Genomic DNA, 26,706 nt, shown 5'->3' with positions numbered 1-26,706 from the left:
AATATTAATACTTCTTACGAGTTAGTAAAGTATGTTTATTTTGCTGTTCCAAAGACTTCGTTTGCAATTTCTACAACGTAAGCTAGTTTTTTCCATTGCTCATCTTCAGTCAGTTTATTGCCTTCTTCTGTTGAAGCAAAGCCACATTGTGGACTTAAACAAATTTGATCTAAATCAACATATTGTTGTGCTTCTTTAATACGTGCAAGTATGGCAGATTTATCTTCTAAGTCACCTGTTTTTGAAGTGAAAAGCCCTAATACAGCTGCTGAATTTTCTTTAGGGAAAAAGCGTAATGGCTCAAAATCACCTGAACGATCATCGTCATATTCTAGGAAAAAGCCACCTAAATTTTCTTTGAATAAATAAGGTGCGACTGGCTCATAGCCACCTGAAATTGCCCAAGTTGATTGATAATTACCACGACAAATATGTGTAGTAATGAGTAGATCTTCTGGTAAATCTTGGACTGCTTCATTTACAACACGATATGCAAGCTGACGTGCTGCTTCTTTGTCTGCTTCAGTACGGTCACGGCCACGTGTTTTCTGAGAACCAGAAGTTAGGTTAGCCCAATAAACATCATCTAATTGAATGTAACGTGCGCCTAATTCATAAAATTTGAGCAAACTTTCACGATATGCCTGAGCAACATCATGTGCATAATCCTCGATATCAGGATAGATGTCTTCATTTAAGATATTTGGATGGAACAGCTGGTTTGGACTTGGGATAGATACTTTTGCTGTTGCACGTCCATTAACCTTGTCATATAAAAATTTGAAGTGTTCAAAATGTGGATGATTTGGGTTAAAAGCGACTTTACTCTCAACTTTAACATTATGATTTCTAGTTTCAACGCCTTTAAATGCTAAACCACGCTCAGAAGTATAGCCATTGACACCGTCTAAATTTTCCAAGAAATCGAAATGCCACCAGCTTCTGCGGAATTCACCATCAGTGATGCTATGTAAACCTACTTCTAGTTGTTTCTCTATGATGTGCTCAATTTCTTCGTCCTCGATATTTCGTAATGCTTGTGCATCGATGACTTCATTTTGATAATCTTTACGTGCATCTTTTAGGCGTTGTGGTCTTAATAAACTACCAACATGATCCGCTCTAAAAGGTCTTTGAATGACTGCCATGTTACTATCTCCTTTATTTATAGAATTTTCAGAAAAATATAGATAAAATCTATCAAACTTTATTATAATTGTCAATTTCGCTTTTACACTATGAAATATAGTACAATAATAATAATTAAATTCGTGATACAAAATTGGAAGACGTTCAGTATAATCCATAAGATGACATAAAGTAAACAGTTTTATATAATAATGACAAGGAGTTGGTGACAGTGAAAGTAAAATATATTGATAAGCGTCACTGGCGTCGTATCATTGACAAAGAGTATACAGAAGTCAAAGTAAACAACAACAAGTTCAAGGGTATTATTGGTTTGGTGACGATGAAAAAAGTACGTGAACCATTAGAGGTGACAGTGGTGGGCCAAAATATTATTGTTGCGGATGATAACTATCAATGGCTACAAATCTTGCCCGAAAAAAAACGATATAGTATTACAGTGATGCTAGATGACAAGGGCAACCCATTAGAATATTACTTTGATATAAATATTAAGAATGTTACACAAAAAGGAAACGCACGTACAATAGATTTATGTTTAGATGTACTTGTATTACCAAATGGGGAATATGAACTTGTAGATGAAGACGATTTACAACGTGCTTTAGATCAAGGACAAATTACTAAAAAGCAGTATCACGAAGCATATATTATTGCGCATCAATTAATGATAAAAATTGAGGCTGATTTTTCAACGATGAAAGATAAAATTATGTATTGTTATTACAAGATTAAACAAAAATCAAAAAATCAACACCACCCATTACATGGTAAAGCCAAATATAATGAGCAAAAGCATAAACATAAACCATACAAAGCTAAACAACACGATCATAAACACCCAAATAAGCATATTAAAAGTGAAAACCACAATCAACAAAGTAGTAATCACAACCAAAATCATTCAACACATCGCGACTCAGAACCAGAACTTTAAGATTATTTGTACAAATTTAATTGAATGATACATGTATTGTGAATCAGTGTATGAGCATCATGTGAATCATGTTATAGTGACACTGCTAGATGATAAATGTTAAAAACGTATAATTTGAAATTTGAAATTATATTATGAAATGTTAAGTGAACATGAATAATAACCAATCAATGAAATGATTAAAAGTGCTTTTAAAATATAGGGGGATAATATGAAGATTGACGATTATCGCTTGTTAACCACTTTAGATGAAACAAGAACACTAAGGAAAGCAGCAGAAATATTATATATATCACAACCTGCAGTAACACAACGTTTAAAATCAATTGAAAATACTTTTGGTGTAAATGTTTTTATACGTACTAAGAAACAATTGATTACTACAACAGAAGGTTCGATGATTATAGAGCATGCTAGAGATATGCTGAACAAAGAGCGTTTATTTTTAGATAAAATGCAAGCGCACATTGGTGAAGTCAACGGTACGATTTCAATCGGTTGTTCTTCATTAATCGGACAAACTTTATTACCGCAAGTATTAAACTTATTTACACGCCAATTTCCTAATGTAGAGATTCAAGTTCAAGTAGGTTCGAGTGAACAAATTAAAGCAAACCATAGAGATTACCATGTGATGATTATACGTGGTAATAAAATTATGAACTTAAGTAATACACATTTATTTAATGATGATCATTATTTTATTAATCCTAAAAATCGTTACGATGATGTTGATAAAATGCCATTTATTGAATTTCAAGCAGATCCAATTTATATTAATCAAATTAAAGAATGGTATGGGAGTCAAATAGGTCAGGATTATCATGCTATGATTACTGTTGATCAAGTGGCCACGTGTAAAGAGATGCTGTTAAATGGTGTCGGTGTAACAATTTTGCCTGAGATCATGATGAAGCATCTAGACCGTGACCAGTTTGAATTTAGACGCGTAAATATAGATGAAAAACCATTGATTCGTTCCACATTTTTAAGTTACGATTCTAGCATGTTACAATTGCCTCAAGTAGAATCATTTATCAATTTAATGATGGAATATGTTGAATAACATCAATGGGAGCTAATACATAATCATTTATACATTGCCTATTTAAGTGATATACGAGAATTGACACCTAATTTAGTAGAATAGAGGTTTGTTATATGTTTAGTGCTTTATTACATATTAAGAATTACAAACTATTTGTAGTCAATATGATGCTTTTAGGTATGGGAATTTCAATCACTGTACCTTATCTTGTTTTATTTGCGACCAATGATTTGGGTATGACTTCTACACAATATGGTCTGCTATTAGCATTAGCAGCAATCAGCCAATTTATAATGAACACAATTGTTGCACGCTTTTCTGATACACACAATATAAATAGGAAGGTCATAATCATTACAGCATTGTTAATGGGTGCTGTTAGTTTTTCTATTTACTTCTATATTCATGAAGTATGGATATTTATTGTTATGTATGCCGTTTTTCAAGGGTTTTTCGCGCCCGCAATGCCTCAAATGTATGCTTCAGCTAGAGAGTCTATCAATGTTTCGGCTTCAAGAGATAGAGCGAAGTTTGCTAATGCCGTATTGCGTTCCATGTTCTCATTTGGATTCTTATTTGGTCCGTTAATCGGAGCTTTATTATTAGGTGTTAATGGTTACGCAGGGTTATTTACTGGAACTGTTACCATTATTTTATTTACACTGATGTTACAGGTATTCTTTTTTAAAGATATCAAAACAAAACAAACCACAACTGATGTGAATCATATTGAGGCGAAAGCACCTAATATGTTACATGATAAGGCATTAATCGTTCCATTTTTAGCCTTTATTTTATTACATATTGGTCAATGGATGTATACATTGAATATGCCGTTGTTCGTCACTAAATATTTGAATGAAGCTGAAGGGTATGTAGGTGGTTTAGCCAGTCTATGTGCCGGTTTAGAAGTTCCATTTATGGTCGTGTTAGGTATTTTATCTGCGAAACTCACGACACGTGTGCTACTGATGTTAGGTGGATTGTTTGGTGGCCTGTTTTACTTTAGTATTGGTGTGTTCGAAAATTTGGTAATGATGTTTGTCGGCCAAGTATTTTTAGCTATTTTCTTAGCAATATTACTTGGTTTAGGCATCAGTTATTTCCAAGATATTTTACCAGATTTTCCAGGATATGCATCTACACTTTTTGCTAACGCGATGGTGATAGGTCAGTTATGTGGGAACTTATTAGGTGGAATTATGAGTCACTGGGTAGGTTTGGGAAATGTATTCTTTGTATCAGCGACAGCTATATTTTTAGGTATGATATTAATATACTTTACAAAAGATCAAAAATTCACAGAAGAAAGTATGGAGTAGATAAAAATGACAGTAATTTTATGGATATTAATTATCGCATCATTTGTCTTAGCATTTGTAGGTTTAATTAAACCTATTATTCCATCAGTGCTTGTATTATGGGTAGGGTTTTTAATTTATCAATTCGCATTTCATAATGGCAATTTATCATGGATATTCTATGTATCAATGATTTTATTCACCGTGTTTATTTTAGTAGCAGATTTTATCATGAATAAATATTTTGTAAATAAATTTGGTGGTTCTAAACTTAGCGAGTATGCGGCGCTCATTGGTGTAATCGTAGGTTGCTTTGTATTTCCACCATTTGGAATTATTATTATTCCATTTATCACGGTACTAGTTGTTGAAATGATACAAGAACCCAACTTTTCAAAGGCTTTAAAAGCAAGTTTTGGGTCTATCGTAGCATTTTTAGCGAGTACTGTTGCACAAGGGATTATCATGTTTATCATGGTAGTGTGGTTCTTTATCGATGCATTACTAATTAATTAAAATTAGTGAGTTAGCTATTGTCATAAGAAGGGTAATTGAGTGTTCTAAACACTGTTAACTTTTTTGGCGATTGCTAACTTTTTTAATTTTCTTGGTAGTATTATGATGTAAAGCAATTTATTAAATGAATACAGCTAAATTAAATGTAAGCGAATTAATTTTAAAAATAGGAGAAAACCAAGCAACTCCCTTGTTTTTGGCAACTGTATTTTAGTATAATCACAAACATGTGAAAAAAATATGATTTCGGAAGGGAGTCAAAAATGAAATATCCAATTGCTATATGGATGCTTGCAATCGGTGCGTTTGCAATAGGTATGACAGAATTTGTAATTATGGGATTATTACCTAATATTGCACGGGATTTTGACGTAACTGTAAGTCAGGCAGGACAATTGATAACTGGTTATGCATTAGGTGTTGCAATCGGCGGGCCTATCATAGTTATGTTGACGATTAAATGGAATAGAAAATATTTACTACTAGCCTTAATGGCTATTTTTATATTAGGGAATTTTGCTGCTTCATTTAGTACGAGTTATGGATTTATGATGACAAGTCGTATCATTACATCGTTGGCTCATGGTTCATTCTTTGGTATAGGTTCTATTTTAGCTGCGAATATGGTGCGGCCAGAGAAACGTGCAAGTGCGATGGCACTAATGTTTATGGGATTAAGTTTAAGTAATATTTTAGGTGTACCATTCGGGACATTAATAGGTCAAAACTTTGGCTGGCCGATGACGTTTATTATTATTGCTATTATAGGAACACTAGCACTTATAGGCATTATTATTTTTGTGCCTATGCAACGTGATACAGTAAAATCATCATTGAAAAAAGAACTACAAATTTTAAAAGAAAAACGTTTGTGGTTAACTTTAGCAGTGACATTATTTGGTTTCAGTAGTGTATTTGCATACTTTACTTATATTTCTACAGTATTGACTGATGTATCAAATGTACAAGAAAACTTGATTTCATATCTGTTAATTATTTTTGGGGTAGGTGTTACATTAGGTAACGTCGTTGGTGGTAAACTTGCGGATTGGAATTTAAATAAAGCGTTACAAATTATTTTCTCAATCTTTATCGTTTACTTCTTACTATTATACTTTATACAAATGAATGGTTTCTTAATGGTAGCAGGCATATTCTTCTTTGGTTTAATCGGCTTTAGTATGAGTCCATCATTACAATTTAAAAGTACGATTATTTCTAAAGATGCGCCTACGCTTGCAAGTACATTAAACCAATCTGCATTTAATTTAGGCAATGCGCTTGGTGCCTTTATTGGTGGCGTTGTCGTGACGAATTTACCGATAGCATCATTAAGTCTAATTGCGCCGATACTAACTGCAATCGGTCTGATATTCTTGTTTATTAGTATCGCTGTGGAAAGAAAAGAAGGCATGGCACCATAATAACAATGCATATGACGTGACAATACGTACAAGAGTCTAAGATATATATTATCCAGACTCAAAAAAGATCTCATCATTAGTATTTAAACTAGTGATGAGATCTTTTTGTTTTAAAATATTTCACTTTTGAAAGTGGGTGCTAGTTGGTACGCAAAATTAATAATTGAAGATATAGCACTTTATTAAAAGGTTAGAGACTGTACCAAATAGCCACTATTATTTAAACAACAAGATTATAAAGATGTATTTGTATCTTTATTTGTATAATGATGATCAATAAATAAAGCGATGGGTATAACGATAAATGAGATTATAATAAAGGTCCAATTACTTATTAATATATAAGGCCCAAATGCTAAAAATGATTGAGGAATGAAAAATACATAAAATATTGCATATAATAGTAATAAAATGACGACATACGTTAATATCCATGTCCAATGTGATTTTGTAAAACACTGCATTTGTACAGTTCGGAATATCATCCATATAAATAGAAAAATGATGAAAATTCCTACTAATACAACAAGAGGAAATGAATATAAATATAATCGCTTCGCACCAATGAAAAAGCCAATAAATCCTTTAAGGAAACAAAATATACCAAATAACAAAAAGATGTGCTGAATTATGTATTTAAATATATTTAAAATTGTTTCATTTGGTAATTTTTTAAGTTCCTTTTTGGCATGTGACTTAGGATCATGTTCAAAGAAATCCATGGCGAGTATACCTTCTTTTTCAGCTTCCAATAATTGATTTAAAATGCGATTCAACATTTTTTCAGAATCGTGAGGATTAACACTTAAATCTGCTCGGACGTATGTCATGTAATTTTCGAATGCATCTCTATCTGTATTATTTAATCGCAAAGCTTTTACATTATTTTCTCGCATTAATTTGTCAGTAGATTTCATTTGAATTTCGCAGTCCTTTTTATAGAATGTAATGATAAGGCTTATTATGACGAATATAACATTATAAATCAACATTACTTTTTAAAGGAGAAAACATGGAAAAACTTTCACTTAAACAAAAACAATATATTACTGAAATTGCAGACATACATGAAAGTGAACTTGCAAAACAAAATGAAGATTATAGTAAAAGCCGGTTATCTGTTGGGTTACGTGAAGAAATGATAAATCATGGGCTGAAATATAATACAGATTTAGTATGGCTCGAAACACAGAAGGAAGAACTTATAGGTTTTATTTGGGCACGCTATTTGAAAGATTATAATAAAGTGATAATAGAAATGCTATATGTTAATGAAGCATTTCGTAAGCAAGGGATTGCTACGCGTTTTAAAAATGAAGTCGAAGCATGGGCACGAGCAGTAGGCGCTTTTAAAATAGAAAGCACAGTGGACAGTCACAATGTTCAGATGCAACAATTAAATCGAAATATGGACTATCAAATAAGTAAAGTCATAATGACTAAAAATTTAAGGGTAAATAATGAAGATAATAGAGAAAAATGATAAAATTAATTTATTATAATTGCATTAAAAAGGAGTATATATATGAAAAAGTGTTTAGCACTCATATTAGCATCGACGATTGCATTAACCGCTTGTGGTAAAGATGATGAAAAGGCTTCTTTAGAAAAAGATATAGATAAATTAGAGAAGAAGAATAAAGATTTGAAAAAAGAAAAAGAAAAACTGGAAAAAGAGCAAGATAAATTACAAGACCAGTCGAAAGATTTAGAGAAAGAAATCAACGCTGAAACATAAAATATACGATGCTATGGTGTTTGTTGTTACTATACCTAGGCATTTACCATAGTAATAAATAGTGTATTTGATACAAAATTGACGAACAAATTTCTCGAAAAATGAAATATTATTTGTATAACATATAGAAATCACATTTAATGCTATTTCAGATGATATTTCTTTATTTCCTAGGAAATCATTGTATTATGGTTTTAGTAATTGGTATAATGGGTATCATTAAACATAATAAAGATTAATATAAAACATACAAAATAATTTTTTAAAATATGAATTTTGGAATATAGGTCGATTATTATTCAGTGATTTTCACTTCATAGGGCAACTGTAAGAATGAAGTAGATTAATAAGTCGTCTATATAGAAAGAGAGGTAAGCATTATGCATGAACAAGATTTTAATTTATTAGAAGGTCGTTCAATTACTTTACCTGAACTAGGTAGAGAATTAGAAAATATTACAGGTAGAGAAATAAAAGATTCAACAGGTGAAATCAAACGCGTGATTGCGCATTTACCTAACTTTGAATCTGATACAGATACGTTTGTTGCTACTTATAAATTAAACCATAAAAATGATTTTATCGATGCAACATTTACTGCACCGAAAAGTGAACGTAATCGCTTAAAAGAAGTAGCTGTTAATCTTGAATTAATTAGCTATATTACAAGAGCATAAACAAATTATAAAAAACAGTATGGTAGCGCGATATGAAAAGATTCATAACGCGTTACTTTTGTATAGAAAATTATTTTTCCAGTATAGAGGTGTAACATATGACAGTTTATATTGAAACTGAACGTTTAAGGTTACGAGACTGGCAAGAGGAAGACTTATTATCATTCCAACAAATGAATGCGAATCAACAAGTTCGTAGATATTTTCCGAGCTTATTAAGTTATCAACGTTCAGAACACGATATGAATAAAATGAATGAAATGATATTAGATGATGGTATTGGTTTGTTTGCTGTAGAACTTAAAGAAACTAATGGGTGGTTAGGTTTTATAGGCCTGAATTATGTGACAGAAGAGAGCAAGTTCCCATTTGAAGAGTTACCATTTTATGAAATTGGTTGGCGACTCATTCCGGAAGTTTGGGGCAATGGCCTAGCTACTGAAGGTGCAGAAGCGGTACTGAAGTATGCGAAACAACAAGGCTTAAATGAGGTATATGCTTTTACTTCGGAAAGCAATGAGCCCTCACTCAAAGTCATGGAAAAACTAGGTATGGAAATTTATGATTATTTTGAACATCCAGAATTAAGCAAACATCATCCGCTTAATAGACATGTAAGATATTATAAAAATTTAGCTATGTTAGATGATGAAAGCTTAAAATCAAGTAGTTAAATGCGAAAATTTGTGAATACACATGGATTTAGTGTATAAATAATCTTCTTTAAAATAATAGATCTCATCATTAGTATTGAACCTAGTGATGAGATCTTCTTGTGTTAATTTTACTTAATTTAAGCAGTAGGTGTTTGAAATTGAATTAATTCGCTTAATGTTTTTAATGTTTTGTCTATATCGTTGTTATCTATATATGAATAAGAAAAGCGTATATAATTTTTGGATTTTGTATCATATATTTCTCCGGGATTTATTAAAATCTTGTGTTTTATAGCTTCGTCAAACAATATTTTCATATCAACAGGTTTATTTAATTTAAACCATATATAAAAGGAGCCTTTTGGTTTTTTCCAAGTTCCTAAAAGACTTAAGTGCTTGTCCAGTGAATGTAAAAAGACATCTCTTTTATTTAAAAGTTCTTGCTTCAATTTTATTAAATGACTTTCATGATAGGAAGGCGCATTTAGCCATTCAGTCGCAACGAATTGTGAAAGTGAACTTGCTCCATAATCATTTTGCATTTTTAAGTCGGCTAAATGTTGTACTACTGAAGGTTTTCCTATAATCCAACCTATTCTCAAGCCGGGACTCACAGTTTTAGACAAACTATTGAGATATAAGATATTATCATTATCTGCAAAAGACTTTAAAGGAAGTGGACGTTCATTATCAAAACATAAATCACCATATACATCATCTTCTACAATAGGTATTCCAGCTTCTTTACATTGTGTGATTAATTTTTGTTTTTCATCTATTGTATAGGAATTTGTAGTTGGGTTATGTAATGTAGGAATACAATAAAAAATACTATTATTGTATGCTGATGTTGCATTAAAAATATTATTAATATTTCTTTTTATTTCAAAAATAGGTATATGTTTAATATCTGCTCTAATATTATGCCAAGTACGTATAGAATTAATGTATGATGGCGTTTCTATAATGATTTTCGATTGTGGAACGAGTAAGCCATCAGCAATTAACTTCAGACCTTGCAAAGCACCGGAAGTGATACAAATATTCTCCTCATTACATATTATGCCTAATTTTTTTACATGGTTTGATATCGCTTGTCTTAATTTTAAACTACCTTGTGGGTGCTTATAGTTTGTATTAAGTAAGTCTTTTTCACTTGTAGAAAGAATTTCTTTGAATTTTTCATTTGGAATTAAATCTGGACTAAGTTCTCCAGTGCTTAAGCGAGTTAAATTAGATTCAAACTCTAATTTGTTAATCATTTGTATAAAGTATTGGTTGTTTTTTGAGCTACTATTACTAATATACTTTTGCCAATTTGTATTGTTATTTATATAAGTGCTCCACTTGTTGTCTGAAAGATAAAGTCCACTTCTTTCTTTTCCTTCTATAACACCATAGCTTTGAAGAATATCTAAAGCTTGTATAATAGTTGAACGGTTTACATCGTAGTAGTTTGCCATTTTCCGTTGAGATGGCAATTTCATACCACGTTCAAATGTCTCATCATTTATTTTTGAAATGATATCATCGATGATTTTTTTGTATTTGGGTTTGAACATATAAACGCTCCTATATCAAATTTGGTTGGTATTTTTATTGGTTTCTGGTTGGTCCGATTTTCTTGTATTTATTATAGTATAGTACTTATAGACCTTATCTTCATACATTTTTAATGAATAAAGATTTTGAAAATTGGTCTGGTTTATTTTTGGAAATTTAAAATTGAGGAATGAGGAATTGACATGTTACAACCATTAGCTCATGGGTTCTTACTCGCATTGGGATTAATCTTACCATTGGGTGCGCAAAATGTATTTGTATTTAATCAAGGTGCCAACCATAAGAGTATATATAAAACGTTACCCGTCATTATTACAGCAGGTCTGTGTGATACATTTCTTATTGTGTTAGCAGTATTAGGCGTGTCAGTTATTTTACTCTCATTTCCCATGCTGCAAGTTTCTATCTATTGTATAGGTTTAGTTTTTTTAATATATATGGCTTGGTCGTTATGGAAAGCAAGGCCAGATAAATTGAAGCGTTATCGACCAATGACAGCGAAGAAGCAAGTTGGTTTTGCGATTTCTGTATCGCTACTGAATCCACATGCAATTATGGATACAATTGGTGTCATTGGAACGAGTGGGGCAATATATGATGGTACGGATAAAGTCTTGTTTACTATTTCAACTGTAGTTATATCATGGGTTTGGTTTTTCTTTTTAGCAATTTCTGGAAAAATGATAGGCAACATTGATAAAACAGGAAAATACATTATGATATTAAATAAAGTATCTGCTATTATAATTTTAATTGTTGCGGTTATGATTCTAAAACAATTAATAATGCTTTTACTGTAGTGTAATGAGTGTTCAAATTTTATAATTAGAAAGTGCATAATAACATAAGACGGGGAGTGGGGCGGAAATCAAATTTTGATTTCTGTCCCACTCCCCGTCTATTGAAGTTTAGGATTTATATCCCAACGTTTAGTTTTTTAATACGATATATTTAATCATAAGTTCTAATACCAAGTGGTTTATAATTGTTTATCGCTTCGAATAGTGATTCTTTCGTGTTGCACAAAGGAGCAAGGTTTTTGTATTTAGAATCTATGAAACCTTCTTGAATCATGTGATCTAAAAGTGCTTGTAAGGGCTCGAAAAACCCATTGATATTGAACACGGCAATAGGTTTTTCGTGAATACCAATTTGGGACCAACTATACATTTCAAAAAATTCTTCTAATGAACCTGCGCCACCTGGAGCCATTACAAAAGCATCAGCTAATTCAGCCATTTTATTTTTTCTTTCATGCATAGAATCTACTAATATCAATTCGCTTAATTTTCCACTTGTAATTTCTTTTTCATTTAACATATTTGGCATGATGCCTACAGCACGACCGCCATGATCTAATACGCCGTCTTGAATAGCGCCCATGATACCTACAGAACCAGCCCCAAATATTAATTCATAACCTTGTTCAGCCATATACTTACCCAACTGATAAGCTTCAGTAATATAGGTTTCATCGTTTCCTTTACTGGCACCACAATACACCGCAATGCTTTTCATATTTATTCCTCCTTGCTCGACATCTGATTTGCAATGATAGACGAAAAGATAGCTTCAAATTCAGCTACATCCTGCTCAGTAAAAGCTGAGGGACCTTTTGTACGTCCGCCACTTCTTCTAAATTGAGCACTCGCATGACGTTGCTCTAATAATGTATCAATGTTTTGTTGCGTATAGATGTAACCTTTATGATGCATAACTATTTTCGTCTTGTTTAAAAGTAAGCTAGCTAAGCCATAGTCTTGTGTGATCACAATGTCACTAGGGCGTACCAGTTTTACAATTCTAAAATCAACAGCGTCTGGCCCATCGTCTACATAGATAATATTCACGTGGTCTGGTTGTACTACTGTAGAAAAATGACTGAAGCTGCGAACAACGGTAACAAAAATGCTTGTCCCCTCAGTCAATTCAATTACTGAATTGGTTACAGGACAAGCATCTCCATCAATAATGACTTGTGTCATTAGCGTTATTTACCATTTTCTTCTTTGTTTTGTTTAACAACACTTTTGGCCACGTAGTCTTTATACTTTTTGAATTCAGATAAGCGTGCTTTTTTGTTTTTCTCTTGCACTTTTTCTTCTTCTTTATGACGTTTGTCTATATTTTTTTGCAGAAGTTTGTTCATTTTATCTGCTTCTTTGCGATTTTCTTTTTCTAGCTTTTCGCCTTTTTTCTCTGTTTCATCATCAAGTTTACCTGGAGTTAAACCAACTTTTTCCATGTGTTTATTTGATTTTTTCATGTCTTTGATACGTTGTTTCTTATTATCTTGACGTGCTTTTTCTTCTTCTTTATGACGTTTGTCTATATTTTTTTGCAGAAGTTTGTTCATTTTATCTGCTTCTTTGCGATTTTCTTTTTCTAATTTTTCGCCTTTTTTCTCAATATAGGCTGGATCATGTTCTTTTGCGATACGTTTAAGTTCACGTTTTTGATCCATGTCATGTTTTTTATCTGCAACGTAGTCTTTTGCGTGAGAAGATTTTTCTACAACATTATCTTTAACACGTACAGATTTATCTGCAACTGTTTTAGAAGCACTAACTGTTGCGTCACTTGCTTTTTTCACATCAGGATGATCCTTAATACGTTTGCGTTCAACGATTAGCGGTACTAAAAACACAGGTGCTACTGTGATGATTGTTTTGATTAATTGCTTTTTGTCCATACTCGTTGCCTCCATTTAATTTTATACTATCTACATATTACCCTATAATACACGAAAATAAACGCTAAATACAGTCTATACAGAAAGATAAACGTCATTTAGCATAGCGATAATAAAAAAGAAGAGGCTAAGACAAATATACGCCTTAGCCTCGATTATTAATTTGGTAGTAGCTGACTGAACTAAAAATACACTTGCATTCTTTTGCTAGTCAACTTTATTAATCTGAGTTTATACAACGAAACTTTATTAGAAAAGTTAGATTTCAGTCTCACTGTTTCAAAACATTTAGTTATATTGATGCATAAGCAATAGTCCATTGAAATATTATTCGCCTGAAATACCTTGTCCAATACCGAAACCGAAATAAAGGATAGCGATAATAATAACTAAAACAATTCTATATATAGCAAAAGGAATTAATTTAACTTTACTAATTAAGTACAGGAATGTCTTAATTGCAATTAAACCGACAACGAACGCTGCGATAAAGCCTAATGCATAAAAACCAAAGTGGTCTAAATGAATATATTCAAAGTTTTTAACGAGTGACAAGCCACTAGCTGCTAACATAACAGGTACAGCCATAATGAAAGTGAAGTCTGATGCTGATTTGTGATCCATCTTCATTAATACACCCGTAGATATTGTAGATCCAGATCTACTGAAACCAGGCCACATTGCAACTGCTTGTGATAGCCCAATTACAAATGCTTGGATATAATTGATTTGGTCAACTGATTGTGGATTTGCAACTTTTTTACTATAAATATCAGCTATGATCATATATATAGCACCAACAAATAATCCAATCATTACAGTTGGAACACTGAATAAGTATTTTTGAATAACGTCATCAAATAATAACCCAAGAATACCTGCAGGAATCATACCGACAATAATATGTAGTAAGTTTAAGCGATTCGGTTTTTGACCAACGCCATCGATAGAAGATGCTTTGTACTTACCAATATGAAGCATTTCGAAATAACGTTCACGGAATACCCATGCACCCGCAAAAACAGAACCAAGTTGTATTACAATTTTAAAGGTGAAGGCTGATTCTGATCCTAAAAATTCACTTGATTTTAACCACATGTCATCGATAAGGATCATATGACCTGTTGAAGAAACAGGTGCAAACTCTGTTAAGCCTTCAACAATACCTAGAATAAGTCCTTTAATCAATTCAAGTATTAACATAATTTACCTACTTTCATATTACTAATTAAATTTCATAGATTTTCATTTTATAATGATAGCACAATAAAAATGTAATGCGCCACATCTAAATGTAATTTTAGACTAAAGACTGAGATTAATATAATAAAAGGAATTCAAGCGTTGAAAAAGAGAAAATCCTAATTATGTCTGAAATATGAAATTAGCATAAAAAATTACTAATAATAATGAGCGAATTCATTTAATTTTCAATGAATCAGTTTATAATATGTGGCAGGTGATAATTGTGAAAAGATTAACAAATTTAGCATTTAAATATAAAATATACCCAATGTTTATGTTTGTAATCAGTACATTATTAGCTATTACCGTAGTCGTTCAGAATATTGCTATTGCAGAAATTTTAAATGCAATGTTATTGGAAACGAACCAAAATTTGTTAATACTATTACTGTTTACATTATTTATTTTAATCGCACGCGCAACATTTAATACAATAAATCAAATGATCGGTAATCGCATGTCTACAAAAGTGAAATATGATTTGCGACGCCAACTTATATTCAAACAGTCAAAAGAGCCAATTGGCGTTCAAATGAATACTTTGACTGAAAGTATTGATGGTATTGTTCCATTTTTTAATAGTTATTTCCCGCAAGTATTTAAATCAATGATGATTCCATTGTTTATCATTGTTGCTATGTGTTTTATTCATTTAAATACGGCTTTAATTATGATAGTCACTGCACCATTTATTCCTCTTTTTTATATTATTTTTGGATTAAAAACACGTGATGAATCTAAAGATAAAATGACCTATTTAAACCAATTCAGTCAGCAATTTTTAAACAAAGTTAAAGGACTTATCACTTTAAAACTTTTTAATAGAACAGCTCAGACAGAACAAGAATTATATGAAGAAAGTACGACATTCAGAGATTTAACTATGCGTATTTTAAAAAGTGCTTTTCTATCCGGACTCATGCTTGAATTTATTAGTATGCTAGGGATTGGTCTTGTAGCTTTAGAAGCTGGATTAGGATTGATTTTATTCAATAGTATTGATTTTAAAACAGCTGCGATTGCAATCATATTAGCGCCTGAATTTTATAACGCTATTAAAGATTTAGGGCAATCGTTTCACACAGGAAAGCAAAGTGAAGGATCGAGCGACGTTGTGTTCGATTTATTAGATGAACAAGAAAAAGCGCTGAAACCTGAGATTCGTACAAATGGACAACAATCTGCATTAATTAAATTGGAGAATGTTAGCTTTAAATATGATGATGCACAACAAAATGCTTTAAATAATATTAATTTGAATATTTCTAGAGGAGAGCAAATTGCGCTCGTCGGGAAAAGTGGTGCGGGTAAATCGACACTTGCACAGGTTATTGTACAACGTTTCGATGCCCAGTCAGGTGAAGTGAGTTATCAAAATGCCAATTTGAAATTAGGTTTTTTAAGTCAGATGCCTTATATCTTTAATGCCTCTATACGCGATAATATTACTATGTTTCAATCGATGGATGAAAATAAAATATTAAAAGTATTAGATGATGTTGATTTAAAAGAAAAAGTACTATCTTTAAAGGATGGATTAGATACATGGATTGGAGAGGGCGGTGAGATGCTCTCAGGCGGTCAAATGAGACGTGTAGAACTATCTCGAGTACTAATGATTCAACCAGACGTACTTATCTTTGATGAGCCTGCTACTGGCTTAGATGTGAAAACAGAAAATATTATACAAGATATAATTGCACAACAATTTGTGGATACAACTGTTATTACGATTGCACATAGAGAAAATACTATTAAAAATGCTGATAGACGTATATATATTGAAAATGGCTATTTGACATCGATAGATACACAAGAGAGAAGAAACAATGATAAAGGTGGTGACGTAACATGAAGCCACATATTCAATTTAAAATAGATAGAGATTTGATACTTTCGATTATTGTGGGAGTTATAGGAAGTTTAGTAGCACTTAGCATGTTCTTTTTAAGTGGTTATATGGTAACGCAAAGTGCACTTGGCGCCCCGTTATTTGCATTAATGGTTCTGATAGCTTCAGTAAAATTATTTGGATTTATAAGAGCAATTGCCAGATATATTGAAAGGTTGTTATCACATAGAGCGACTTTTACAATGCTTAGAAACGTTAGGGTTCAATTTTTCAAACATTTAATTCCGGTCGTTCCCGACGTATATCGAAAATTTAATTCTAGTGATTTAATCGCACGAATGATTGGCAGAGTTGAAGCTCTGCAAAATATATACTTGCGTGTTTATTATCCACCTGTAGTAATAGGTGTTACAGCAATCATTTCTACAATCGTAATGATTTACTTCTCATATGTACATGCGATTATCATATGTATTAGTATGATTGCTACCTTAGTAGTTATACCGTGGTTAAGTGCTAAGCGTGCACGTATACTGAAAAGGCAAGTTAACAAAGTTCAAGGCGATTTTTTAAACCAATTTTATGATTATAAAGAAGGTTATGAAGAGTTGGATCGTTTTGGTCGAACAGAATTTTATAAAAAACAAGTGCTTCATCAACTGGATGACTATGAAGCAGCTCAAGCAAAAGAGCAACGATTTTTATCACTATACGAATATAGCTTAAATATTGTTTCGATGATTGCACTATTTTTCACACTGTATTTAGGTGTAGTTCAAGTACAAAATCAAGAATTAGACGTTGTTTATTTAACAAGTATCGTATTAATGATGCTGACGCTTTTCGAACAAGCGATACCTATGAGTAATGTAGCTTACTTTAAAGCGGATACTGATGAAGCTTTCTATGATATTGATGAAGTGATTGCTCATCCTATGAAGCAGGGCGTGGAAGCAATGTATTTAGAAGTCTTACCTACCGAGCCATTGTATAAGGTTCGAGACCTCAACTTCAAGTATTGGAATCAATCAAGTTATGTATTACAAGATATCCAATTATCAATTGATAAAGGCGAGCATGTTGCTATTATTGGACCTTCAGGATCTGGTAAAAGTTCGTTATTGCAACTCATGTTAGGTTTGTATCAAAGTGATAAAGGAGAGATATTATTAAATCATCAAGATATTACAAATATCGTAGATGAAGAAAAATATAGTCAAATCAATGCCCTATTACAAACACAACAGTTATTTGATGGTACAGTGAGAGAAAACTTGTTTACTGAAAAAGATGATGTTGAACTACGCAACGTTCTAGCTAATTTAGGTTTGGATCATATCGATTTAGATCGATACATTACCATATCTGGTAATACATTATCAGGCGGTGAAATACAGAGACTTGGTATTGCAAGATTATTATTAAGAGATGTACCGATTTGGATCATGGATGAACCTACTACAGCACTCGATATATATCATACAGATAGTGTAATGGACATCATTCATACCAAAGCTCAAACCTTAATTGTTGCAACACATGATTTAAGGTTGCTACCGTATTTTGATAAAATTGTAGTTATGAGTGAAGGGGAAATTGTAGAAAGTGGAAGTTATCAGTCTCTAATTACAGAAAGAGGCTATTTATATCAAATGGTTGAAATGAATGTTTCTTAAACGAAACGTTACATTATTTTGCTTATAAGTCAAAAAATGGAGCTCAAACACATTTGTGTTTGAGCTCTCATTATAAATCAAGTATATTTAATGAATAAATTTAGATAGAAGAACTATCTAATGTTTACCATTGCCATTGAAAAATTATTTTGCTTTTTCTTCTGTGAAGGCAGTGATTACTTTTGAAAGTAATCGATTTAGTTCTTTAGATTCATCTGTGCTTAATGAAGATGCTACTGCAACGTCTTGACAAGCTGTATCTAATTCAGGGCGAATTGCTTCGCTCTTATCAGTTAAATGAATGAATACTTCACGTTGATCGATTTCAGAACGCTCGCGTTTGATTAGGTCAACTTGTTCCATTCTTTTAAGTAATGGAGATACAGTACCTGTATCAAGTGCCAATTCAGTAACGACTTTCTTAACATTGACAGGTGACTCAGCCCATAAGATTGTTAAAACTAAAAACTGTGGATAAGTCAATTTGTATTTCTTAAAGACATTATTTGAGTAATAGCGATTTACTTGTCTTTGAGCATTATACAAACTGAAACAAAGTTGTTCTTTTAAATTAAGTGGTTCAGACATAAAGTTCTCCTCCAGACATTCTATCCGTTTTCTTCTGTATCGGACCTGAATCCGTCTTATGATGTGTGTGTGACACTTCCTCAAAACACTTTTGTACTGTGCCATACTAAAATGTAGTGTACGTATAAAGTTTAGAAGAAATTTAAAATTTTATCAAGTAAAAGTTTAATTATACGAATAATTGTACTTTTATGCAGACATTTGTATCAAGAAATGAGTGGTTATATGAAAAAAATTAAAAATCCAAAAACGTCAATTACAATCATAACAGGTTTTTTAGGTAGTGGAAAAACTACATTTCTCAGTAATTATGTAAAATATTTACTAAGTAATGATGAAAACCCGAGTATCATCGTAAATGAATACGGTAACTTAGATGTAGATAGCCGTGCAATCAGCGATGATATTGAGGTTGCGTCAATATTAAATGGTTGCGTATGTTGTGACTTGCAACAAGATTTAATAAAACAATTAAAACATTTTCTAAACAAAAGTGCAATGCACCATATTATTATTGAAGCGACAGGTATAGCACACCCAATCGAAATAATTGCGGCATGTCAAGATCCTGAAATCGTCGCAAGCGTTAATCCACCAGTGGTTATTGGCTTAGTCGACGCTCCAAGATTTTTAACCAGAGCCCAATATACTCATAGTACAACACAATTGATGGAAGAACAATTATATGCAAGTCATACAGTTGTAGTCAATAAAATGGATTTAATTGATGAAAAAGAGAAAGAACGTATAAATGAAATTTTTGAAATTAATCCATATGCACCGACATTTTATACGAGTTATGCAAATTTAGATATGGAGCAATTAATTTCAGTAACGCAAAATAAAGGACAAAATATAGAACGACATACACATCATCATGGGATAAATAGTATGCAATATCAGTTTTCTGGACCAATAGATAGGCAACTATTCTATCAATTTATTTTACGCTTGCCAGATAATGTTTTAAGATTAAAGGGATACGTAAAGTTTCGTGATATGCCAAATGATACATATGAATTTCAATATGCGTTTGGTTTGCCAGACTATCAAGTTATTGATGCATCCATGCCTTTAACCATTGTGCTTATAGGTGAACAAATAGATGTTAATCGCATACGCAATCAATTAGACATGCTACAATTCACTTAATTTTTTAAATATTAAAAGGAGTGTTGGTAATATGGATAAAGTAAAGATTAATCAACATGTTTCATTTTCAAAAGTAATACAAGGATTCTGGAGAGCAAAAGATTGGCAGTGGACACCACAACAATTAAATCGTTACCTTAATGAATTAGTAGAACGAGGTATTACTACTATGGATCATGCTGATATATATGGTGGGTACTCATGTGAAGGTATATTTGGAGAAGCATTGAAATTATCTCCTCAATTACGTGAACAAATGGAGATTGTTACTAAATGTGGTATTGTGCTGCCATCAGAACGTATACATGAAGCAGACGGTCACCGTTATGATCATAGTAAGCATCATATTCAAAAGTCTGTAGATCGTTCTCTACAAGAGTTGCAAGTAGATTATCTGGATTCACTACTTATTCATAGACCGTCACCTTTGATGGATCCACAAGAAGTGACTGAAGCAATCACTGCTTTAGTTAACGAGGGGAAAGTGAAATCATTTGGTGTTTCTAATTTTAATAAATCAGAATATGATTTATTGAGCAAACATCTTGTTTCTGATAAGTTGCATATTACATTAAACCAATTAGAAATTTCGCCATATACTATAGATATACTTGAAAATGGCCTAATGAATCATATGTATAAAGATAATGTTAAAATGATGTCATGGAGTCCTATGGCAGGCGGTAAATTATTCGATTTAGAAGATGAAAAATCTGTTCGAATTATGGCCGTGATTTCCCCCCTAGCACAAAAATATCATACTAGTGTGAATGGCATTGTAATGGCATGGTTAAATAAACATCCAGCAACAATAATGCCTGTATTAGGCACTCATAAAATAGAACGTATTGACGAAGCAATAAAAGGTTTAGAAGTTACAATTACAGATCAAGAATGGTTTGATATTTATACAGCTTCCCTAGGCCACGATATCCCTTAAAGTACATATTGAAGGAGCGTAACTAATGAATACACAGAACGAACAACATCAAAGAAACCAACTTAAATTTCAACGTAATTTTATTAATTTCCCATTTTTAGGATTTGCACTTGTCATCGCAATTTTAAATTTAGCATTTCCTGATATAACTTTAATGATGACGCTATTTGGATTGTTTTTCTTTTATAACGCGGGTATTTTATTTGTAGCGTTTATAAAACATTACAAACGTACTGCAATACTAGCGTTAATATTAACGATTTTATCTATGGCATTATTTGGTGCATCACTATATTTATATGCAGCGGCAAATAATTTACTTTAATTTATGAACGTCCAGAGAAATAAAGGTTATGTATTATCGAACAAAATAGGAGGAAGTAAATGGAACAGTGGATTACACAATTTATGGAACAATATGGATATTGGGGCATAGGCCTACTTATCTTTTTAGAAAATATATTTCCACCAATTCCATCTGAAATCATTTTAACGTTCGGTGGTTTTATGACTACCCAATCTGGATTAGGCTATACTGGTGTTCTAGTTACCTCAACAATTGGTTCTGTAGTCGGAGCGATTGTGTTATATGGTATAGGCGCTTGGATTGGTGAACGTAATCTCTACCGTATTGTAGATAAATATGGAAAGATTTTACGTTTGAAGACGAAAGATTTAGATAAGACAATTCAATGGTTTGAAAAATATGGTTATTGGACAGTCTTTTTCTGTCGCTTTGTTCCTTTATTGAGAAGTTTAATTTCAATACCAGCTGGTTTAACACGTATGAATATCCCCTTATTCATACTATTTACTACAGTAGGTACTATCATTTGGAACGCAGTGTTAATTTATTTAGGCCAAGCCGTAGGTGGTAATTGGCACACGATTGTTTATTATATGGATATATATTCTCGTATTATTTATATTATTTTAGCTATTTTAATTATTTTTGTCATTTGGAAATGGTTCAAACGACAAAGAACGCAAAAATAAGATTGATATTCTCCCCAGATTAAATTTTAGATTCTTATGATTTAAATAGCGCGATACATATTTTAAATGTTATAATAAACATACAATATGTATTGACGATATAGGGGGATTGCATTATGACAAAGCAAAAAGTTTCGATAATAGGTGCTGGAAATACTGGCGCAACATTAGCTTTTATTGTGGCCCAACAAGAACTCGCAGATGTCGTACTCATTGACCGTCCAGAGAGTGAAGGCCTTGTGAAAGGAAAAGCACTAGATATATTAGAAAGTAGTCCGATATATGGTTTCGATGTTAATGTAACAGGTACTATTGATTATGCTGATTCAGCGAACTCTGATGTAGTTGTCATCACTGCTGGTGTGGCACGCAAACCTGGTATGAGTCGTGACGATTTAGTTCAAGTCAACGAAGCTGTGATGCATGATGTAACGAAAGAAATTGTAAAATATTCACCTAATTGCAAAATAATCGTACTTACAAATCCTGTAGATGCCATGACTTATTCTGTATTACAAGCCTCTGGTTTTCCAAAGGAACGTGTAATCGGACAATCGGGTGTCTTAGATACAGCTAGATACCAAACATTTATTGCAGAAGCACTTAATGTATCGGTTAAAGATATCAGAGGATTAGTGTTAGGCGGCCATGGCGATACGATGTTACCTTTAATAACATCAACAAATGTAAACGGCGTGCCTCTGAATAAACTTCTGAACAATACGCAAATTACACAGATTGTAGAGCGTACGCGAAAAGGAGGCGCAGAAATCGTAGAATTACTTGGAAGTGGTTCAGCGTATTATGCACCTGCATCAGCGGTCTACAGTATGGTTGAAGCAATTTTAAAAGATCAGAAGCGTTTATTACCAAGTATTGCATTATTAGAGGGAGAATACAGTTTCTCTGATATATGTTTAGGCGTACCAACAATTTTAGGATCTAAAGGTATAGAGCGTATCGTAGAATTACAATTATCTGAAGACGAACAGGCACAATTACAAGTTTCTGCAAACGCAGTTACAGAAGTAAAAAAATCACTCAAACAATAAACAATAGTGAAATATACTAAGAAAGATTATTAGAACTATGAGGCTGAGACAAAATACATGTCTCAGCCTCAATCATTAAATTAGCAGTGGCTGAGTGAATTGAAAATGCCCTTTAGTTCTTATGCAAGAGCTTAAGCTCTTGTATGCCATTTGCTAGGCAGACTTGTGGGGCGGGCATATTAGGTCAAATTACAACTTTTGATTTATGTATTACCATCCGATTTTATTTCAATATAAAAAAGGGCTATTAAGGTTCCGTTATGGAACCTTAATAGCCCTTTATTCAACTTAAAACTATGATCTAGATTTACTTACTTATACTTATAATCCAAATTCGAATTAATTACAATCTAAAAATACAGATGTATAAAGCAACATATTCAAAGAATGTTAATATATACATGTATTTTAGTCTTACTCTTACATTTTTTGGTACGTCCCAATTAGGGAAACGGCGTTCATAATAAAATAATTGTAAATAAAATAATCCAATACCTAAAGGGAGACACATGAGTATGATACTACGAGTATATGAAAATCCTATATCATGCAATAGATGTCCAATAATTAATTGAAATACAATAAGCAAAATTATAATGTTAAATGTCATCTTGCACTTCGTACCCCTTTCGCAAATAAAATTAATATGCCTTGTAATACTACAAGCAACAGCACAAAGCATATTGCTTCAAGATTTAAATTTGACCATACTTTATTGATAATGCGAAGCGGTTCATTAATAAGGTAGACTGAATGTAAACGTAAGAAACGTCCAATATAAATGCCTAAACCGTTTAAAAACATCATTGCAATGATTATTGTTCTATTTAACCAGAGGTAAGGCGTGAATTTTTCCATTTCTAAAAACATTAAAATTAATAAATACAATGCAAGTAACACTGCTGATACTAGAAAAGTGAAATATGCCCATTCTACTAATATTAAACCTTGATAGAAATTGAATGTAAATTGATTTAAGTGAATTAAATCTGTAACCATATAAAGTGTGTTAGGCACCATAAATAAGAAAATAAGAGCAAAAATAATAAATAGTGGCCATTCATATTTATGTACAGGTTTAAATAGATTTAAGAGTAAGCATAGTTCAAATGGCACATATGCTAGAAATAAATTTAAAGTCATAAATTGATAGTAATCATTAAAGAAAATAGAAATAATGATTAATATTAGAAATATCGTTCTAGCGATATAACGAGCCTTCATAAATACACCTACTTTCTTTCTGAATAAAGCATTTAAATATATTGTGGAAATTACTAGTAATAGCAATTTTATTGAAAAAATGCCAATAAAAATTCCCTCTCAATATTAAAAAAGCTAAGGGAAAATTAACTCGTATTTTTGAATATGAGATTATATAATACATTTTTTGAATGTAAATATCAATGATAATGATGAATTGTTATTAACTAAATGATTTACGGTTGAATAAAAAAAGAATGATTGTAGTTATAAATACATTTAAAAAAAACGACTAAATGAAAGCTTAATTGTTTTAGCTAGAAAAGAAGTAAAGACTGATGAATCCATATATGCGGAACCTTTCATCAGTCTTTAATGAGTCGATAGTGCAATTAATCTACGTGCGATCCACTGGTTAGGATGCAGTTATAAATTTAATAAATTAAGTCCAATTGCTTCATCATGTTTACGGTTAATATCTAAGTCGGTCATAGTGATTACAATTTCGGCTGTAGCTGAAACGACCGCTTTCGTTAAATGACCACTAAGTGTTGCGTAAGTATTAGTCCCAAAGGTTGCATGTAAATGCGCAAATGGTTTGTCATCGATGTGAGAGATATTACCTAAAAGACTAATTAATTCTAATGGTTCTTCAAAGGATTTTTTCTCATAAGTTTTAGTGTCGATGTTATAAAAATTAAGTTCTACATCATCACAAGCACCAATGCCACTTACTGTACCGAATTTACCGCCTTGTTCTTTAGCTATATCTGTCACTGCTTCTACAATGTCTTCGCCACGTTCTAAAACAAGCACAATTGTCTTTCCGTCAACTTGATATACCATGTGAAACCTCCATTCTTAAAATTGATTACAACTATAGTATACAAGTTCTTTTTTATAGTTTATATAAAAGTGTTTAGATGAACAAAATTTTCTATTGTCTTTTGATGTATAAATGTTATAAAATACTCTAATATTATATATATATATTAAAAGAACGTATCATGATATGAATGGTATAAACGAATGGAGTGAGAAACGTGAATAAGCAATTTGTAATTTTATATTTTAATATTTTTCTAGTCTTTTTAGGTATTGGTTTAGTTGTTCCAGTTCTTCCTGTTTATTTGAAAGATTTAGGATTAAAAGGTAGCGATTTAGGGGTTCTTGTTGCCGTCTTTGCATTAGCTCAAATGGTTATTTCGCCATTTGGTGGGACGTTAGCAGATAAATTAGGAAAGAAATTAATTATTTGTATTGGGTTAGGACTTTTTGCAATATCAGAATTCTTGTTTGCCGCTAGTCATACTTTCTCACTCTTAATTGTGTCTAGAATTCTTGGTGGGTTCAGTGCTGGTATGGTTATGCCTGGTGTTACTGGAATGATTGCAGATATTTCAATAGGTAAAGATAAAGCTAAGAATTTTGGCTATATGTCAGCAATTATTAATTCTGGCTTTATTTTAGGACCAGGTATAGGTGGTTTTCTTGCAGAATTTTCTCATAGGCTACCATTTTACGTAGCAGGATTTAGTGGCTGTTTAGCATTACTGCTTTCTATTATCTTGATTAAAAACCCTAAAAATGAAACGCAAGATGGATTTACAGTGTATCAACCTGAATTACTTACAAAAATTGATTGGAAAGTCTTCCTTACACCAATCACCTTAACACTTGTGCTCGCTTTTGGCTTATCAGCATTTGAAACATTATTCCCATTATATACAGCAGATAAAGCACACTATTCACCTTTAGATATTTCATTTGCAATTACAGGTGGAGGTATCTTAGGTGCTGTATTCCAAGTATTCTTCTTTGATAAATTTATGAAACATTTTAAAGAACTCACATTTATCAATTACTCGTTGATATATTCAGCAATTGTATTACTCGCTTTGACATTTGTGGATGGTTATTGGTCTATCATGGTAATCAGCTTTATTGTGTTTATTGGTTTTGATATGATTAGACCTGCAATCACAAATTATTTTTCTAATATTGCAGGAGATCGTCAAGGTTTTGCAGGTGGCTTAAATTCCACTTTTACGAGTATGGGGAATTTTATAGGACCTTTAGTGGCTGGGACGTTATATGACGTTAACTTTGAATATCCTTTATATATGGCAGTTGTAGTAATGATACTTGGTATGTTTGTTATACTAGTTGAAAAAATGATAAGAACGAACCTTAGAAAATCATAACTTAAAAAAGATAAATAAAGTAGAACGTACGTAGACTCATTCACGTACGTTCTTTTTAATTTACATAATTTTTGTGTTATATGACTCACAATATGAC

General features: G+C 32.0%; 29 protein-coding genes. 18 read left to right on the top strand and 11 right to left on the bottom strand.

Going from position 1 to position 26,706, the window contains the following annotated elements; all coding sequences use genetic code 11:
* Positions 1–35: 35 nt before the first annotated feature.
* Positions 36–1,148: a 5-methyltetrahydropteroyltriglutamate--homocysteine S-methyltransferase gene (locus tag SOJ_RS11920; RefSeq protein ID WP_002508363.1), complete on the bottom strand. Its 1,113-nt coding sequence runs from the start codon at positions 1,146–1,148 to the stop codon at positions 36–38.
* 212 nt (positions 1,149–1,360) lie between these two features.
* On the opposite strand from SOJ_RS11920, the gene SOJ_RS11915 reads away from it, so the two are divergent.
* The 5 genes from SOJ_RS11915 to SOJ_RS11895 all read left to right on the top strand — a co-directional run bounded on the left by SOJ_RS11915 (position 1,361) and on the right by SOJ_RS11895 (position 6,375).
* Positions 1,361–2,086 carry a DUF402 domain-containing protein gene (locus SOJ_RS11915; RefSeq protein ID WP_002508362.1) on the top strand — a complete coding sequence of 242 codons (726 nt, stop codon included), beginning with the start codon at positions 1,361–1,363 and terminating at the stop codon, positions 2,084–2,086.
* 211 nt (positions 2,087–2,297) lie between these two features.
* Positions 2,298–3,152 (top strand): LysR family transcriptional regulator, encoded by an 855-nt coding sequence (locus tag SOJ_RS11910; protein WP_002508361.1) that lies wholly within the window; start codon positions 2,298–2,300, stop codon positions 3,150–3,152.
* Positions 3,153–3,247: 95 nt separating this feature from the next.
* The gene (locus SOJ_RS11905; RefSeq protein WP_002508360.1) at positions 3,248–4,456 is read left to right on the top strand and encodes a sugar efflux transporter; all 1,209 of its coding nucleotides are present in this window, start codon (positions 3,248–3,250) and stop codon (positions 4,454–4,456) included.
* A gap of 6 nt (positions 4,457–4,462) precedes the next feature.
* Positions 4,463–4,951, top strand: a complete 489-nt coding sequence (locus SOJ_RS11900) for a DUF456 domain-containing protein (RefSeq protein ID WP_002508359.1) — start codon at positions 4,463–4,465, stop codon at positions 4,949–4,951.
* Positions 4,952–5,214: 263 nt separating this feature from the next.
* Positions 5,215–6,375, top strand: coding sequence for an MFS transporter (locus SOJ_RS11895; RefSeq protein WP_002508358.1), 1,161 nt, complete (start codon positions 5,215–5,217; stop codon positions 6,373–6,375).
* A gap of 233 nt (positions 6,376–6,608) precedes the next feature.
* On the opposite strand, the gene SOJ_RS11890 is transcribed toward SOJ_RS11895, so the two are convergent.
* A complete protein-coding gene (locus SOJ_RS11890; protein WP_002508357.1) occupies positions 6,609–7,292 on the bottom strand; it encodes a DUF1129 family protein in 684 nt (227 codons plus the stop codon).
* Positions 7,293–7,387: 95 nt separating this feature from the next.
* On the opposite strand from SOJ_RS11890, the gene SOJ_RS11885 reads away from it, so the two are divergent.
* The 4 genes from SOJ_RS11885 to SOJ_RS11870 all read left to right on the top strand — a co-directional run bounded on the left by SOJ_RS11885 (position 7,388) and on the right by SOJ_RS11870 (position 9,464).
* A complete protein-coding gene (locus SOJ_RS11885) occupies positions 7,388–7,858 on the top strand; it encodes a GNAT family N-acetyltransferase (protein ID WP_002508356.1) in 471 nt (156 codons plus the stop codon).
* Between the two features lie 42 nt (positions 7,859–7,900).
* The gene (locus tag SOJ_RS11880; RefSeq protein WP_002508355.1) at positions 7,901–8,113 is read left to right on the top strand and encodes an SA0632 family lipoprotein; all 213 of its coding nucleotides are present in this window, start codon (positions 7,901–7,903) and stop codon (positions 8,111–8,113) included.
* Between the two features lie 380 nt (positions 8,114–8,493).
* On the top strand, positions 8,494–8,790 hold the full coding sequence (locus SOJ_RS11875) for a hypothetical protein (protein ID WP_002508354.1): 297 nt from the start codon (positions 8,494–8,496) through the stop codon (positions 8,788–8,790).
* A 98-nt stretch (positions 8,791–8,888) separates the two neighbouring features.
* The gene (locus tag SOJ_RS11870) at positions 8,889–9,464 is read left to right on the top strand and encodes a GNAT family N-acetyltransferase (protein WP_002508353.1); all 576 of its coding nucleotides are present in this window, start codon (positions 8,889–8,891) and stop codon (positions 9,462–9,464) included.
* A gap of 119 nt (positions 9,465–9,583) precedes the next feature.
* On the opposite strand, the gene SOJ_RS11865 is transcribed toward SOJ_RS11870, so the two are convergent.
* The gene (locus tag SOJ_RS11865; protein WP_002508352.1) at positions 9,584–11,008 is read right to left on the bottom strand and encodes an aminotransferase-like domain-containing protein; all 1,425 of its coding nucleotides are present in this window, start codon (positions 11,006–11,008) and stop codon (positions 9,584–9,586) included.
* A 183-nt stretch (positions 11,009–11,191) separates the two neighbouring features.
* Here SOJ_RS11865 and SOJ_RS11860 point away from each other — a divergent pair, with 183 nt between their 5' ends.
* Entirely contained in the window at positions 11,192–11,809 is a 618-nt protein-coding gene (locus SOJ_RS11860) for a LysE/ArgO family amino acid transporter (RefSeq protein ID WP_002508351.1), read from the top strand.
* 151 nt (positions 11,810–11,960) lie between these two features.
* Here SOJ_RS11860 and SOJ_RS11855 read toward each other — a convergent pair whose 3' ends face one another.
* The 4 genes from SOJ_RS11855 to SOJ_RS11840 form a co-directional block, all read right to left on the bottom strand.
* Positions 11,961–12,527, bottom strand: coding sequence for a TIGR00730 family Rossman fold protein (locus tag SOJ_RS11855; RefSeq protein WP_002508350.1), 567 nt, complete (start codon positions 12,525–12,527; stop codon positions 11,961–11,963).
* A gap of 2 nt (positions 12,528–12,529) precedes the next feature.
* Positions 12,530–12,994, bottom strand: coding sequence for a YaiI/YqxD family protein (locus SOJ_RS11850; protein ID WP_002508349.1), 465 nt, complete (start codon positions 12,992–12,994; stop codon positions 12,530–12,532).
* 5 nt (positions 12,995–12,999) lie between these two features.
* On the bottom strand, positions 13,000–13,701 hold the full coding sequence (locus SOJ_RS11845; protein ID WP_002508348.1) for a hypothetical protein: 702 nt from the start codon (positions 13,699–13,701) through the stop codon (positions 13,000–13,002).
* A 327-nt stretch (positions 13,702–14,028) separates the two neighbouring features.
* Positions 14,029–14,904, bottom strand: coding sequence for an undecaprenyl-diphosphate phosphatase (locus SOJ_RS11840; RefSeq protein WP_002508347.1), 876 nt, complete (start codon positions 14,902–14,904; stop codon positions 14,029–14,031).
* Between the two features lie 265 nt (positions 14,905–15,169).
* Between SOJ_RS11840 and SOJ_RS11835 the strand changes: the two genes are divergently transcribed.
* Positions 15,170–16,801, top strand: coding sequence for an ABC transporter ATP-binding protein/permease (locus SOJ_RS11835; protein WP_002508346.1), 1,632 nt, complete (start codon positions 15,170–15,172; stop codon positions 16,799–16,801).
* A complete protein-coding gene (cydC, locus tag SOJ_RS11830; RefSeq protein WP_002508345.1) occupies positions 16,798–18,474 on the top strand; it encodes a thiol reductant ABC exporter subunit CydC in 1,677 nt (558 codons plus the stop codon). Before SOJ_RS11835 ends, cydC begins: the two co-directional genes overlap by 4 nt.
* 144 nt (positions 18,475–18,618) lie before the next feature.
* Here the strand turns inward: cydC and SOJ_RS11825 are convergent, their stop codons facing one another.
* On the bottom strand, positions 18,619–19,062 hold the full coding sequence (locus tag SOJ_RS11825; protein WP_002508344.1) for a MarR family winged helix-turn-helix transcriptional regulator: 444 nt from the start codon (positions 19,060–19,062) through the stop codon (positions 18,619–18,621).
* Positions 19,063–19,287: 225 nt separating this feature from the next.
* On the opposite strand from SOJ_RS11825, the gene SOJ_RS11820 reads away from it, so the two are divergent.
* The 5 genes from SOJ_RS11820 to mdh all read left to right on the top strand — a co-directional run bounded on the left by SOJ_RS11820 (position 19,288) and on the right by mdh (position 23,202).
* Positions 19,288–20,214: a CobW family GTP-binding protein gene (locus tag SOJ_RS11820; RefSeq protein WP_002512084.1), complete on the top strand. Its 927-nt coding sequence runs from the start codon at positions 19,288–19,290 to the stop codon at positions 20,212–20,214.
* A gap of 31 nt (positions 20,215–20,245) precedes the next feature.
* Positions 20,246–21,154: an aldo/keto reductase gene (locus tag SOJ_RS11815; protein WP_002508342.1), complete on the top strand. Its 909-nt coding sequence runs from the start codon at positions 20,246–20,248 to the stop codon at positions 21,152–21,154.
* A gap of 25 nt (positions 21,155–21,179) precedes the next feature.
* Positions 21,180–21,479, top strand: a complete 300-nt coding sequence (locus tag SOJ_RS11810; RefSeq protein WP_002508341.1) for a hypothetical protein — start codon at positions 21,180–21,182, stop codon at positions 21,477–21,479.
* A 59-nt stretch (positions 21,480–21,538) separates the two neighbouring features.
* Positions 21,539–22,150 (top strand): DedA family protein, encoded by a 612-nt coding sequence (locus SOJ_RS11805; protein WP_002508340.1) that lies wholly within the window; start codon positions 21,539–21,541, stop codon positions 22,148–22,150.
* Positions 22,151–22,266: 116 nt separating this feature from the next.
* Complete coding sequence (gene mdh, locus SOJ_RS11800; protein ID WP_002508339.1) at positions 22,267–23,202, top strand: malate dehydrogenase; 936 nt, start codon at positions 22,267–22,269, stop codon at positions 23,200–23,202.
* A gap of 343 nt (positions 23,203–23,545) precedes the next feature.
* Here mdh and SOJ_RS14735 read toward each other — a convergent pair whose 3' ends face one another.
* The 3 genes from SOJ_RS14735 to SOJ_RS11790 form a co-directional block, all read right to left on the bottom strand.
* Entirely contained in the window at positions 23,546–23,812 is a 267-nt protein-coding gene (locus SOJ_RS14735; RefSeq protein ID WP_002512086.1) for a hypothetical protein, read from the bottom strand.
* A complete protein-coding gene (locus tag SOJ_RS11795) occupies positions 23,809–24,426 on the bottom strand; it encodes a DUF1361 domain-containing protein (protein ID WP_002508338.1) in 618 nt (205 codons plus the stop codon). Before SOJ_RS11795 ends, SOJ_RS14735 begins: the two co-directional genes overlap by 4 nt.
* A 405-nt stretch (positions 24,427–24,831) precedes the next feature.
* On the bottom strand, positions 24,832–25,251 hold the full coding sequence (locus SOJ_RS11790) for a PPC domain-containing DNA-binding protein (protein WP_002508337.1): 420 nt from the start codon (positions 25,249–25,251) through the stop codon (positions 24,832–24,834).
* Between the two features lie 197 nt (positions 25,252–25,448).
* Between SOJ_RS11790 and norA the strand changes: the two genes are divergently transcribed.
* Positions 25,449–26,609: a multidrug efflux MFS transporter NorA gene (gene norA, locus SOJ_RS11785; protein ID WP_002508336.1), complete on the top strand. Its 1,161-nt coding sequence runs from the start codon at positions 25,449–25,451 to the stop codon at positions 26,607–26,609.
* Positions 26,610–26,706 lie beyond the last annotated feature (97 nt).

Origin of the sequence: Staphylococcus sp. OJ82 (assembly GCF_000294465.1) — a bacterium.
Taxonomy (GTDB): domain Bacteria; phylum Bacillota; class Bacilli; order Staphylococcales; family Staphylococcaceae; genus Staphylococcus; species Staphylococcus equorum.
Note: the sequence above shows the minus strand (reverse complement) of the source record. Positions and strands in the feature narration are given on the sequence as shown.